This is a genomic window from Dictyobacter arantiisoli (genome assembly GCF_008326305.1).
GTDB lineage: Bacteria > Chloroflexota > Ktedonobacteria > Ktedonobacterales > Ktedonobacteraceae > Dictyobacter > Dictyobacter arantiisoli.
Genome location: NZ_BIXY01000042.1, coordinates 24,305 through 38,577, shown reverse-complemented (window position 1 = coordinate 38,577; position 14,273 = coordinate 24,305). Strand labels below are relative to the sequence as shown.

10 protein-coding genes and 1 pseudogene are annotated in these 14,273 nt (G+C 50.9%); 3 read left to right on the top strand and 8 right to left on the bottom strand.

All coding sequences use genetic code 11. The features are described 5' to 3' along the window. Positions 1-25: 25 nt before the first annotated feature. The 7 genes from F1593_RS14815 to F1593_RS14785 all read right to left on the bottom strand — a co-directional run bounded on the left by F1593_RS14815 (position 26) and on the right by F1593_RS14785 (position 11,812). Entirely contained in the window at positions 26-2,590 is a 2,565-nt protein-coding gene (locus F1593_RS14815; RefSeq protein ID WP_149402341.1) for a polynucleotide kinase-phosphatase, read from the bottom strand. Next, positions 2,587-4,062: a 3' terminal RNA ribose 2'-O-methyltransferase Hen1 gene (locus tag F1593_RS14810; protein WP_149402340.1), complete on the bottom strand. Its 1,476-nt coding sequence runs from the start codon at positions 4,060-4,062 to the stop codon at positions 2,587-2,589. The genes F1593_RS14815 and F1593_RS14810 overlap by 4 nt, the downstream gene beginning before the upstream one ends. 71 nt (positions 4,063-4,133) lie before the next feature. Then, positions 4,134-5,015: a ZIP family metal transporter gene (locus F1593_RS14805; RefSeq protein ID WP_149402339.1), complete on the bottom strand. Its 882-nt coding sequence runs from the start codon at positions 5,013-5,015 to the stop codon at positions 4,134-4,136. A gap of 393 nt (positions 5,016-5,408) precedes the next feature. Continuing rightward, positions 5,409-8,369 (bottom strand): CHAT domain-containing protein, encoded by a 2,961-nt coding sequence (locus F1593_RS14800; RefSeq protein WP_149402338.1) that lies wholly within the window; start codon positions 8,367-8,369, stop codon positions 5,409-5,411. A 126-nt stretch (positions 8,370-8,495) separates the two neighbouring features. Then, positions 8,496-9,377, bottom strand: a complete 882-nt coding sequence (locus F1593_RS14795) for an anti-sigma factor (protein ID WP_149402337.1) — start codon at positions 9,375-9,377, stop codon at positions 8,496-8,498. Between the two features lie 247 nt (positions 9,378-9,624). After that, the gene (locus F1593_RS14790) at positions 9,625-10,380 is read right to left on the bottom strand and encodes a sigma-70 family RNA polymerase sigma factor (RefSeq protein ID WP_149402336.1); all 756 of its coding nucleotides are present in this window, start codon (positions 10,378-10,380) and stop codon (positions 9,625-9,627) included. Positions 10,381-11,347: 967 nt separating this feature from the next. Next, the gene (locus tag F1593_RS14785) at positions 11,348-11,812 is read right to left on the bottom strand and encodes a hypothetical protein (protein WP_149402335.1); all 465 of its coding nucleotides are present in this window, start codon (positions 11,810-11,812) and stop codon (positions 11,348-11,350) included. A gap of 213 nt (positions 11,813-12,025) precedes the next feature. Between F1593_RS14785 and F1593_RS14780 the strand changes: the two genes are divergently transcribed. Beyond that, on the top strand, positions 12,026-12,292 hold the full coding sequence (locus F1593_RS14780) for a hypothetical protein (RefSeq protein WP_149402334.1): 267 nt from the start codon (positions 12,026-12,028) through the stop codon (positions 12,290-12,292). Positions 12,293-12,538: 246 nt separating this feature from the next. On the opposite strand, the gene F1593_RS14775 is transcribed toward F1593_RS14780, so the two are convergent. Further along, complete coding sequence (locus F1593_RS14775; RefSeq protein ID WP_149402333.1) at positions 12,539-12,907, bottom strand: aldehyde dehydrogenase family protein; 369 nt, start codon at positions 12,905-12,907, stop codon at positions 12,539-12,541. A 378-nt stretch (positions 12,908-13,285) separates the two neighbouring features. On the opposite strand from F1593_RS14775, the gene F1593_RS28355 reads away from it, so the two are divergent. Both F1593_RS28355 and F1593_RS14770 read left to right on the top strand, forming a co-directional pair. Continuing rightward, entirely contained in the window at positions 13,286-13,435 is a 150-nt protein-coding gene (locus F1593_RS28355; protein WP_172632131.1) for a hypothetical protein, read from the top strand. 58 nt (positions 13,436-13,493) lie between these two features. Continuing rightward, positions 13,494-13,907, top strand: a pseudogene (locus F1593_RS14770) (hypothetical protein); the annotation flags it as partial. Between the last annotated feature and the right edge of the window lie 366 nt (positions 13,908-14,273).

Here is a 14,273-nt window from a genome sequence, read left to right as displayed (position 1 = left end):
GCTGCTAAGATCCTGTTACAGTTGGTTACAGTCGGGGATCAACCGGCTCGCTTTCCAGGGCCAGGACACCGAAGACGCATTCGTGGACACGCCGCAGTGGCTCCCTCTGGACAAAACGTTCCAGTGCTTCAATACCCAGAGCAAATTCGCGTAAGGCGAGCGAGCGCTTGGCACTCAGTTTGCGCCAGCGTAAACGTGTCAAATTTTCAGGAACATCATATTCAGGCCCATAAATGATGCGCAAATATTCTGCGCCACGACACTTGACCGCCGGTTGCAAGATACCGTGTTTGCCATTCGCGATAAAATCAAGTGGCTTGACAACCATACCTTCACCACCATGGCTGGTAACATGCTGCCACCATTCAATTCCATTGCGCACACTTGCAGGATCATCGACCTCTACCGTCAGATAGGGAGTTGCTAATAATAAGCGCTCATCGGCACGGCAAATTTCGGCCAATGTCTCCATATGCCAGTGATGATCCTTGTCGATATGTACCTGTCCCTCGGTGGCTAACAGATGGAAAGGTGCCAGTTTAAGATCGTCAACACTTGCAACGGGCCAGCAATACTGGCGATAAGCTTCAACATAGCGTTGCGCCAATGTCTGATGTTGCTGATACGTTTGCAATACTTCCGTAACATCGATTCCCTGCTGGCTCGCCTGCGTCAGAGCTGACACAGCCTGATCCAATGAAACGCGGGATGCTGCGCCAACTGCGGCATATTGCTTCAAGACCAGGGATTGTGCCTTAACCGACCAGGGCAATAATTCACAATCCAGACACACCCAATCCGTCTGCAAACGCTCCCAGAAATTCGTGGCATCCAGCGCGGCGTGAACACGCTGCAAGAGCACCTTTTCAAGTTCCAGATCATCGAAGAAACGGCGGCCCGTGCGTGTATAGCAAATACCGATCCCTTCGCCAATTACGCCAAACCGTCGCTGGGCCGCTTGCTCATCCCGGCAGACAATCACCACCGCTCGCGATCCCATATGCTTGACTTCGCAAATAACCTGCTTGATCCCCTCAGCACGATAATAGGCAAAAGCCTCTTCAGGATACTCGAGCAATCCAGGTGCCTGACTGGTTTCACTGGGCGACATCGTCGGTGGAAGATAGATTAACCATTTTGGATTGGTCGCAAAACGGCTCATCACCTCTAATGCGGCAATAGAATTCTCTTCGCGAATGGTGATTTGCTGCCGCAGGCGTGTATTCACTAACATCTTGCCAGTCACATCTGCGACATCCAATATATCATCATGCTGCTGCTGGGCAGTCAGCGTGGCCGGTTCACTATTCACCGCCAGAGGACGAATTGGATCAGCGTAGACACGCTGTGCCGGAACCGCCACCAGTTGTTTTTCTGGATAGCGCAGCGCCGTTAAATGACCACCAAAGACACAGCCTGTATCAATATTGATGGTATTATTCAACCAGGTTGGTTGAGGGATCGGCGTATGCCCATAAACTACCATGGCTCGTCCACGATAGTCGCTGGCCCAATTATAGCGCACAGGCAAACCAAATTCATCGGTCTCGCCAGTTGTTTCGCCATACAGACAAAACTCGCGCACAGCGCGTGAGCCACGACCATGCATCGACTCTAGCAAGCCTGCATGTGCCACAACCAGTGCCCCATTATCCAACACGTAATGACTGGTAAGGCTATCCAGAAAAGCTATTACACGTTTTGTAAAGGAAACCGGTTCCTGGGCAAGCTGTTCCAGGCTCTCCACAATACCATACTTTAACGTGACATCTTTCCCTTTGAGCTTACGCAGCAACTTGATATCGTGATTACCCGGAACGCACAAAGCCGTTCCAGCCGCAACTGTGTCCATGACCAGGCGTAACACCTCAGGTGTCGCCGGGCCTCGATCCACAAGATCACCCAGAAAAATTACTTTGCGCCCCTCAGGATGGGTAAGTTGATAGCGAGGCTCGTCCTGTTCTTGAATAGAAAGTGTATAGCCCAGTTGCTGCAATAATGCGCGCACTTCAACAAAGCACCCATGGATATCCCCGATCAGGTCAAATGGCCCATGTTCGGATTTGAGATTGCTCCATAATGGCTCGCGCTCAATCTCAACCTCCGCTACCTGTTCGGGTGATGAGAGCACATAAATATGATGAAAGCCCTCTGACTTTAGCAGACGCAATGAACGGCGCAAGTGCAAGATCTGATTGCGCACCACATGCGGCCCAAATTGTCGATCTGAACGCTCACGGTTGCGCTCATGGCAGAGCTTCTCGGGCAGATTAAACACAATCGTAGTAGCCAGACAATGATACTGCTTCGCCAGTGTTAGCAACCTTTTGCGATCCTCCGGCTGAACATTAGTCGCATCAATGACCGTTAAGCGCCCTGCCGCCAGACGTTTCGCCGCAATAAAGTTCAAAACGGCAAACGCATCAGGCGTGGCAGATTGATCATTCTCATCATCAGAGACCAGTCCACGACACACATCGGATGAAAGCACTTCGGTAGCTTTGAAATGGGTACGCGCAAAGGTAGATTTCCCCGAGCCAGATGGGCCGATCAAGATAACCAATGAAAGTTCAGGAACAGTAATCTTCATGCATTTTCCTCCTTGATCGCGCTACTTCGAGCAAAGATGCCCATTTGAGAGGGCGCGCCTACCCCGGCATCCTCAGGTCCTATCGGGACAAAGCTGACGGTATAGCCGAACTGCCGGGCAATCTGCTGTGCCCAGGACTGAAACTGCTCTCGCGTCCACTCAAAGCGATGATCTTGATGCCGAAATGTACCGGCATGCAGGGTCTCATATTTGACGTTATATTCGGCATTGGGCGTTGTAATGACTACCGTCTCTGGATGGGCAAACTCGAATAGCACACGCGCAAAAGCCGACAGGCGAGATTGATCCAGATGTTCAATCACCTCGACGACGGCCGCGCCATCATAGCCCTCAAGGCGCTTATCGCGATAGGTGAGCGCGCCATGAATCAAAGTAATGCGCTCACGCTGGCGAGGTGGGAGACGATCAAGATGCAGACGTTTCTGAGCAATTTCCAATGCCTTATACGATACATCCAGGCCCAGAATATGCTCGAAGCTCTTCTCCTGCAGCAACATTTTGAGCAAGCGTCCCTCGCCACATCCCAGATCCAGTACACGCTTCGCCCCATGCTCTTTCAAGACTTCCAATGCCGCCTGCAAACGCTGCTCATGCAAATTGGGAAGCTTCTTCTCCATGGCTATCTCTGGAACGGCACCGATCTCAACAGTCTCAGTAGATTCCTCTACTTCAGTGGTTGGTAGCACTTCAGCCTCAGCCTCAACCTCAGCCTCCTCGACACCAACCTCTTCAGCAATCAGGCGCTCCAACGCATCATTGACCAGCGTGCGTTTATGATGCAAATAAGCAAAAGCAATCTGCACGCGCTCGGGATGTTTCTCCAGCCATCCCTGTCCACGCCGCAATAACTTATCGACTTCATCATCGCCAATCCAGTAATGCTTGGAATTATCCAGCACTGGGATCAAGACATAGAGATGCGTCAATAGCTCGCTCAAACGGCGTTCAGCGCTAAGCGTTACGGTGAAATAGGGACTCTGACCCCACTCGGGATGCTTTTCATCAAGCGCATGTTGTACCACTTCAACATGATAGCCCAATGGCTCGAACAAACGACGCAACCAATCCTCACCCTTGCGACACGGGATAGCCGCAAGTTGCGCCTGCAGTGGAAGCGCTGTCGTCACAAGCGTAGGCCGTTGAGCACAGCGGCCATTGAGAGCCGAACTAAACACCTCAGCCATGGCAACGCTCAAAAACGATGAAGCAACATAGGGGCGATCGTTGACATATTGATCTAACGAAATTGCCTTCCCTTTGCCGCGCACCATCTGAATCGTATCCACATCAAGCAGGAGAGCTGCCGTACAACGCTCTACCGTCGCCTCGGGATAAAAGACATGGGCGCGCCCAAAATTCAAGGAGAATGTTTGTAAATGCGTGGGATTTTTATGCAGCAAATATCCCAGATCGGTGGCGGGCTGATGTGTTGTGGAAATCGTCAATAACATAGATAATCCTTACCCATTTCTGCCAGTAATATACCCATGGTTTTCGCGGAAAGCTGTGGCGTCTGGCGCCACTATGCGCCTCCGTAGGTCACGATCAGATCCGTCGCATATCCTAGCAGAAAACCAATCAATAAGCCCCACATGACAATTTCAGGCGACCTGAAGCGCCTGGCCTGACCAAGCAGTTCGGCCACGACATAGACAATCGCGCCAGCAGCCAGAGCGAGAAACAGAATGAACATCTGGGGCGAATTGAAGATGATGCCAATGATGGTTCCCAGGAAAGTTGGTCCTCCACCGATTAATCCTAAGAGGGCAATGAATTTCCAGGAAACACGCTGACCACTCAAAGGGCCAGCAATGCCAAATCCCTCGGTCATATTATGCAGACCAAAACCAACAATCAGCACAATGGCGAGTTGAAGCGCCCCGGTCGCCGCAGATTGCCCGATGGCGAGCCCTTCAGAGAAGTTATGGAGGCCAATCCCGGTGGCGATGAGCAAGGCAAGCGTGGCGGGAGTGTGCTCTCCCAGCGCAGATGAAGACGCCGCATTTGCTGCGTTCACAGAAGAGGAAGAGGAGATGGGATCACCCGCAGCCTGAACAGGGACCACAGGAGAAGCCGTATGCGTGCGCATCCGTCCAAAGACCAGACGATTAAAATAGACGAGCCCCACCGAGCCCAGTCCCATACCGAGAACGAGCAGAATAACATTCAACAAGAAGGGGCCAATTGCGGTATGATGTGCTTGTACCGCACGCAGAGAGGCATTGATGGGATCGCTGGCTTTGCTCACAACATCAAAAAACAAGAACAGAAGAATGCCAGTGGCAAGCATGTTCAAAAAATATTTGACCGACAGTGGAAGTTGCTTGAGAAAAACCAGGGGCAAACCCAGAAAAATCGTCGCTCCAGCGAACGCGCCCAATAGAATGATTGTTCCAGTAGACAAGGAGTATCCTTTCAGAGACGAATGCACTTTCCATTCGACTCATTTGCTAACAATATATCGAACTCCCATCCCCATCAGGTTCTTACTGTTTGACCTGCTGGCAGGCGCTTGCGCGCCTGCGCCCTTTTTAGTGTGTGATGGAGAAAAGGTTCTTCGAACCTTTTCTCCATCACACACTAAAAACTGTTTTGAGCACCTTGGTGCGAAAACTCATGCACAGAGATCGTGGAGAGCATGGGAGTCTGACACATTCTAAGCTATTAAAGCCAATCTCTAACTTATGTATCAGGATATTAGGGTATACTAATCCTTTTTGTCAAGAGCTACCTGCGCCTTTTTTTCGCCTCGACCAGACAAAATCAATCCTCCATTTCAACCAGCCCATAGAATAAATCACCTCAATAAGGGACCGGCATCACCTATCAGATGGAAGGCAGCCCAGAAGTAGGGATGGATGTGGTAGGGTTGAGATGAGGCACGCGCACGCGCCAGAAACATCCGTTGGGCGTAAGCAAGGGCAGCCGCTTTGGGTACTCCATGCAGTAATGCCTGGTAGAAGAGTTGCATAAGCTCGGCACTACTGGCATCATCTACTTTCCAGAGCGTAGGTAGCAAGGAGGCGGCCCCGGCATAGAGAAAACCTCTGCCCAGGCCGATAACTTCGTCCACACCGCCCACAACGGCCCGGCCAGTCTCACAGGCGCTCAATACTAAGAGCGAGCAATGCGATAAGTCCAGGTTAAAGACTTCAATGGAACTGAGTTGACGATCAGCCAGTTGGATATGCGAGAAGTTTGGCGCATCCAGTCGAAACAGGCCGTGAGCCGCGATATGCACAATAGAACTCAGCGGAGCACGTTGCCAGAGCAGTTCAGCGGTCGCATCCTCATCAAGCGCACAGGCAACCCCTAATTGACGGCTTACCATTTCCGCCTCCTGTAATGCATAGTCCAGACGGCCACCATCCGAGAGGCCCATGATTAAGGCGTGTTGGGGAGAGAGGGAATGAGCATAGTTGGCCCGCCCACGCTTCCGACAAATATCTAACAATGCAGCGGCTGGCAGATAGGAAATCTCGCAATGCTCAATCATAAATTGCTGACCATTGTGCAGACAATGAAAGGGAAAATAGTGTAACAGGCCGTAAGGCACGACAATCAAATGGCGTGCTGGACGTAAGAGATCTTCGATTGGTTGCAACAAAAGATCATAGAAACGCTTGAGTAATCCCAGGCTGTTCTCTTGTAATCCCAGGAATGCAGTGGCCTGCTCCGCTGTATTGGCGGCTCGACCAGACAGATCCAGATTGGTACGCCAGAGCGAATAGAGTCGCTCAAGCTTAGCAACCGCCCCGGGTACAGTGCGCAGCGTGACACCGCCCTGAGCCGTAATCGGAAAAATATAGAGATCTTGATCGGTCAGATAATATTCAATCAGCAAGGCTCGTGGCTCTAATTGAGTGGATAATTCGGGGGCCTGGGAATTGGTCTCATTGCTCCTGGGACGCGCTATCGACGAGCCAGCCGAGCGCAGTTGGATCTGCTCAAATAGTTGCTCTATACGTCGTTCGCGCTTCTGCATCTCCTGCCGCGCCGTTGTGGGATCTACCGAGCGGATGCGCATGATAGCGGTATCGCTGAGATTGGCTTCATCTTCCGTATGATAGACGATCGAGCTAAACCAGGCCTGCTCCTCACGTGCCGTCACCAGGGCATCCAGGATATCCTCGCTCACACGATCATCGGGATGCAAACGGATATCGAGATTGTGGCGCAGATAGTCACCAACGACGCGGGATTTAGCCTTTTCCACATACCCAAAGGCTTTCTCCACCTCAGCACGGCGCAACGCCAGGATGATTGCGCGATGATAGAGATCACCTTTGTTCTCTAAAAAGCTGGTGCGAGCATCCAATATTAAACGACTCTGGACCTCTTCTATGCCCTCGATAGCCTGCTCATAATACGCTCCCGCCTCCTGCAACTGACCACAACGCTCGGCCAATTGTCCCAGGACATCGAAACAGCGATACTTTAAATCCAACAATTCCTGTTCCTGGGCCAGATACAGGGCCTGAGCACAGAGATCCTGCGCCAGAGGAACAGCATCTCGTGCCGCCGCGATCCTTCCCTGCAAAAGGATGGCCTGGGCTAAACGTGGCAAATCCTCTTGTTCGGCGAATATATCAGCCACATATTCGGCTTCACGTGCACTGGCATCGATTTGCTGATCCGCAAAGTAGAGTTCAGCTCGTTGTAAACGCGCCAGCGTCGCCAATTTGCTATAGCCTCCCTCTTCAAGCAGGCTGCTGGCCTCCCGCAACATCGCCTCGGAACCACGCAAATCATCCAGAAGGATTGCCGCCGCCGCCTGCTGCATCAATGAACGCGCTAGATAGTGGCGCTGCGCACGGTCAACACGGAAATATTCGACCGTCTCGACAGCCAGATCATAGGCCTCTTGAGCGCGATTTAAGCGTACCAGACAGGAACACATCTGCTGCGCAACCTCGTTAGCGGCAAAGTCGATGCCATGCTGGACAAAACGCTCACGACACTGATTGTAGAGCAGCAAAGCCTCACTATAGTGTCCCTGAGTAGCATTGATATCCGCCATATTCAATTCTTCGCGCGCCACAGAGATCTCTTCAGCCTCTCCATAGCGGGCAAAGGTGCGCCGCGCCGCCTCATGCAATTTCACCGCCTCGCGGAACTTACCCTGCGCAGCTAATGTCAATGCCTTATTCCCCTGGGCACGCGCCAGATACAGATCCACTCCCTCGCCATAGGCGGTATAGGTCTCCAGGGCACGGTCAAAGAGATGCAACGCCTGCTCATATTGCCCCAACTCGAAATGAATAATCGCCGCATTAACATCAATCTGGCCCGCACGCAATAGTTTTCCATGGCGCTTAAAAATCTCATGTGCCCGCTCAGCGTCCTGCAGAGCCTCGGTCGTTCGATTAAGTCCCAGGCAGGCATTAATGCGTCCAAAACGCGTACGCGCCCAGCTTACCTCATCCTCAAGCTGTAGAAATTCATCGCCCGCCGCATCAAAAAACGGCAAGGATTCCTCGAAGCGATTGATTCTGCGCAAGGCATCCCCCCGCGCCATCAATCCCAATGCATGATAGTAGGTATTTTTGGTAAGATCACCAATTAGCAATAAATAGCCAGAGAACGTTAATGAACGGTCAACATTGGTATTCCAACTGCGATCAGCCTCGTTTTTGAGCGTATACATCAGGCGGTCTAAAGCGGCGTCACTGAAGAGGGGCACATGCGCTTGCAGGAGCTGCCGGCCTTGCTCCTCATGCATATCAAGTAATGCGGTCACAAGATCTTGCGGAGTCATATTATTCTTATCTATCTGATGAGCGATGCCCTATTCAAGAAATATGAATATACGAGCAATGGAAAATCAAGAGTGCTAAGGATCTCGCGCTGGTGTCGCGAGATCCTTACGACAACTGTTAGAGTACTAGCTTGATGCAGGTGGCTGGATGGAGAGAGGCTCAATTATGATGATGCCTTCAGGTAAGTGCAGTTCCAGGCTATAACTGGCTGGAAGAAGATCAGCAAAGATGACATTGCCTAATTCATCGATATGTTGGCTCTGTACAATTTCTTTTCCATTCATTAACTGCACCAGTATTCCCTGCAATGTTGCAATTCCCTGGCCCTGACGACTGACCAGGCCAATTAATTGCATACTATCCCGCCGCTTCAGACTACTTTCAAGCTGTAACGAGATCGAGACATCTTCTGCCCGATAATCACGCGGCCAGTCCGCTCCGGGTTGCGCTGAACCACGTTGATAGCTGAAGCCCGGAGCAGGTGGTACCAGCCAGGCTGCTATACGCCGTGCCCCCGCCCTGACCTGCTCCCGCACATGCTCAAGCGTCTGCCCGGCCTCCGGTACCGGATGGTAGGTAGCACGCGCTGTCGATTGGACACCATCTTGCATGGACGCGACGGGCACGCGCTCCATTACCCATGCATCCATCGCCAGAAAGTCATTCAGCGTCGCCAATTCGGCACAACAGAGCACGCACATCCCCAGATGCGTCTGAATAGCCGTAACCATATCGTTGCTCAGAAGACCTAATTGATATTCTCCCAGCAATTGATTGGACGGGCAATCCCAGCGGTAGAGCTTGTTTGTAAGCTGACCTTCCATACGCCGGTATTGCACCAGACGAGACGAACAGCTTTGACAGCGCTCAAGGTGCTCTTCAAGCGCGGGCCGCACTTTTTCACCCTCAAGATAGGCGACGAATTCTTCATCGCGGATAGCACCTGGTTCACTACACTCCATGAGCGTTTCCTCTATATCAACGTCGGATACAGGTTCGATAGACATGTCCCTCCCCCAACGGAGTCGTCCTACTTAGCAGTAACACGAAAGGGAGCGACGCAGCGATACAAGCACATTATCCTATATCCCCGCTTGCCCCCGACAAAGTCTCCCCCTGTTGTGTACCGTACCATATTCTAACAGCTTAATACCTACGTTTACCTATGCACTCAACCCGGGCCAGTAGGCCCTTGTCTGGTTCTCCTTCAGAATAAACGCGCCTCTTCCAGCTTTTCGGACGCGTTGTTGCCCATTATTTATAGAAGAAGGCCTGCAAGCGACGATTGCGACGCAGACGCTCCAACACATTGCGCTTAATACGATAAACATCATCCACCGATGCGAACATCAGTGGATGCTGGTTGCTGATCTCCCCGGGCTTCATCCCATGCACATACGCTGCATAGATCAGCGTACGCTCTTCCTCGCCAGGCACTTCTTCAAGAATAAGTTTCCAGAGATCCTGAGCGGATAGCTGGGAAACAACGTCATCTGCGGGATCATCACTGGCTGGCTCTTGCTCAATCGCTTCCAGCGTTTCCTCGTATTGACGCGCCTGTCGGATACGCACTTCGTCTGCCACCACACTATGCACACACATCTTGAGATATTTCAAGATGGCGGCCAACGCATCAAAATGGTCCATTTTGGCCGGAGTAAGTGCCTGAGCAAATTTCGCAAAGGCAGCATTCACCAGCGGCGCACTACCATCCTGCCCTAAAATTGGGGTCGCACTCTGGTGTTGTGTCACCCAGGTCAGAACCAGGGGTGCATATTGTTGATAAATAGCAGCCCAGGCCACATCATCACGCGTGATAATGGCCCGGCGGAAGAGTTCAAGGCAGAAACGATCATTGGATGCGCTCTGCTTCAAAAACTTATTGGTCTCCTCTGAACAACAACGAGCCAGTTCCATGACAGAAAGTAGCTCAATTTGTGGTGCGCTATCACCTTGTCCTCTCATATAGGGCGATGAACCAGACGGCTGAGAGAGGTTGTGAGACTCCATCGACAATAGCTCCCTGCTTCCAGACTACTACATACTTCTCGGCTACAGACGGCTCAACGAGTCTATGCATACCACATCAAACAAAGAATGACGCAAGTCCTCGTTTGATCACAAGGCAAGCCTTGAATTATTTCCTTCATTATCGCACGTTTAAGAATGTATAGCTACTCAATTCAAAGCTTTTACATGAGTGATCCCGGGCTTTTGAAACAAACGTTCGCTACAATGGGAGTGCAGAGGGCGAAGCCTTCTGCCGGGGTGTGGGGTGTCCCCACATACTTCTTTTCCCCTTTTTGCCCGCCGCCTGCGGCGGCGCGAGGAAAAAGAAAAAGGACAGGGGACACCCCTGTAACCCCGGCAAGGGGCTAGCCGCCCCTTGCAACCCCGCTTGTAGAGCGGATTGAAGCCGATCGAACATCTATTAGAAAAATTCGGGATCACTCATGAAGCTTTTATTCGTAATCACAGCGATCAACAGACAGGCAGACGGGATGAGTACGAGAAAATAGCTATAAAATGTGTTAGATTAGTAGAGATACATTCACTATTACGGTCAAAGAGTAGGCAATTCTCCTTATTCTGGTAAATTTTTACCATATAATGCGTGCTTTATGCTATGCTTGTATAATCTGTATCATCTCCTGTATCATCTTCATATAAAAGGGCTCTTTATCCTTCGGGGTGATTGAGGAAGGGAATAGTTGCGAGGACTGTCATGCCCCCGGCATGCCTGCCATCGCGCTCCGTCTGGGGCTGCCGCCCCTGCACCCCACTTTCACTCTAAAGGATGGAGACCCTATAAAAGACCATAAAGATGAACAATGATAAGAGACGGAGCAAAAGGCTATGCCATCACAACGAGGGATAGCGCCACTGGGAAGATTGTAAATACTCACCTGATATTGGTTTGATGTGGACGAGGTTCTCTGAATTTCAACAGACGCGAATTTTCCATAATCACTGCTCGCTAAATTAGGACCTGGATGAAAATAAAAAGAACCTCCGTCGTTAATGTCTCCCCAGAATAAAAATTCTGCCAGGCTGGTAGGGCAATACACCCCAACCGCACCTTGTTGCATACATGTATTCGTGGATATAAGTCCCGCTCTACCCATTGCGAAACATCCAGATTTTGTAGCCACACTTCATTTGTCACAAAGCCAAGGCGACCACCCAGAATTTGGTTAGTAAAAATCTGGGTAAATACTCCTGAAGCGCCGAGCCACCCAGTTAACGCATAACAATGACCTGTATTTGATCCTGAGGAAGTACAATTGTACGAAATAGTAGTTGATTCTGCACTTGCTGTGATAGAATGAGTAAATGGCATAACAAGAGAAAACAAAAGTACCAAAAATACAAGGCCAACGCGCAATTCCACACTTGGAGGAGTATCCAAAGACCTGGAAGAACTTTGTGTCAGATAAGCCATAAAAAACACTTTCCTCTTTCTTAAATTTCTATTGTTAATTGCATTTCGAAACCAACCGAATATTCGGATGTGCTAATACAGTCTTTTACTATAATAGCTTCTATCATCATCTTCATACCTTATGTTTCGTATTAACAATTAATAATTAATTTATACAATATATGATTAGTAATTTGTTAATAAAGTTATTAAAAAACTGTTAAAATATATTTGATGGATGATGTGCGTGCCCAGATGGTCGGGCAGATGCATCATGAGGTGAAGGATGATGAGTTGATCCGCCGCTTGTTGGTCGCCTATCTGACATCCGGTTCGGTGCAGCAGGCATCCATGCAGCCCCCCCTCTCGGTGGAGACGCTGGAGATGGCAGAGGAGACACGGACGCTCATTCGGCAAGGGATGGCGTTGACGGGTGCGGGAGATCTGTTATCCTATCTACTGGCAGCAGCGGAACGAGATGCGCGACAGTTGAACAGCTAGGAACGACGTCATGATACAACGCGCTATGTCGCCCTTCTCACCTCACAGTTGGCCCATATCAAGCAGTTAGAAACGTCGTACGAGCGGTTTCGTCGTGCCGTCTATGCCATCATGCAATGGAATAAGGAGCATCGTCCGCTGGAGCGATGGTATATTACCACCCTGTCCATCCAGAAACTCGTCGGGGGGGCGGAGGGACTCGATTAAAGCGTTCCAGGATGCCCATCAGGAGGAGACCGAGGCCCATCACCAGGAGATAGAGATCACGGTCTCAGCCAATCGCAAATCGGAAGCGATCCAGAACATGATTGTCATACCAGAAAATTCGATGGACTTTCCATGGGGGTAGCCTGTGGAAGAACAGCAAGTGGAGCTAAGAGACCAGTGGCGGGCGTGTCCATAGTTGACCCAGGTGCGCTTCAGCTTCATGTTGCTGCTTGAGGCCAGCTCAATAGACTTCGAGCCTGCCGCCGAGCCGAAGTACCAGCCTGCATTCACATCATGATGCTCCGCCAGGACCTGACTCAGGCTCTCACGATCTCCGGTGACGATATTGATCACACCCGCTGGGATATCTGAGGTCTCGAAGAGCTGATAGCAGTCGGTAGCGCTCAGACTTAAAAGTAGCCTCGCAAGTCACCGACCAATTAAATCTGGGCGCGACCTCCGCCACCGAGGCCGCTGAACAACTTGAGCAGGTCGTCCAGGAATTGCGCTCAGTCATTGGGAAGCAAAAATAACAAAGATGCAGTATACTCTTTAAGAATGTGCCAAATCCCCATGGTCATCACGGTCACTGGGCATGATTTTTCGCACTTATGGTGCTCAAACATCTTTGTAGCGTGTGGTGGTGAAAAAGTGCTTCGAACTTTTTCACCACCACACGCTACAAAGGCGCAGGAGCTTGCGCTCCTGCCGGGGTGCGGAACGTTCTCGCTCTTCCCTCTACCCGCCAAAGGCGGCAATAAAGAAATAAATGGATGGTGATAAGACATGAAATTGATTGGAAAAATCAAACAATTGCAAATCCAGCGCTTTGGGATCAAGCGCGGAGAGAAACCACATCGCTATTACGATCCCGGTGCGCTTGAGATCGTGCCCAGATTGCTTCTTACTCCTACTGGTGTTCTAGGGTGTTGCTGAGGATAATACAACCTTTGTTGACGTTCACAATGCGCTCCATCCCACAACCCATAATCATGGCAAGGGCAATGATATCTCGCTCAATTTTACGGCCCACTATGCCACGATGCGCCATGAGTATGGGGATCATATCTACGATGGTGTGGCGGGCGAGAATATTTTGATTGAGACGGATCAGACCTATCAATTAGCCGCGCTCGGCTCCCATCTGATTATCAAAAATGCTCAGACGCAGCAGTTGCTCTATCTTTCAGAACTGAGTGTGGCCGAGCCTTGCCTGGAATTCAGTACCTTTGCCTTGCATCGGGAAGAGGTTCCGGCGAGTGCAGATATCAAACAGACGCTGCAATTTCTCTCCCACGGGCGGCGCGGCTTTTATGCGCGCCAACTAGAAGCCAGCGCAGCTAAACACTTTATCTATTGTGGCGATGAAGTGTTTCTTGAAGAGGATGCGCGAGAAGACAGCCTTTGACGGCCTCTCCCATGAGGAGGCCGCTGCTCGCAGGCAAGCAGGTAGGCGTTCACGCGCCAGTTTCACTTTTTAGCATGTGTCGGACACCCAGTACCATCGAGATCTTGTTGCTCACTTGCGCCCTTTTAAGTGTGTGGTGGAGAAACCGGGGTGCAGGGGCGGCAGCCCCGGATCCCAGGTTAAGGGTTGCACCTGTTGACACTCCCTGGCATAAATGCACAGGGATTCTTCCTTCATCCATGAGACTTGCCCATCAGTCTCACAACTGAAAGGTAGCGGTCCACATGTCCAGAAGCGTTGCGCAAACCGAGGTTTGCAGGTTTCCGAGTGCCCCTCGGTACCAACCACTTGTTCTTGTGGTGCATG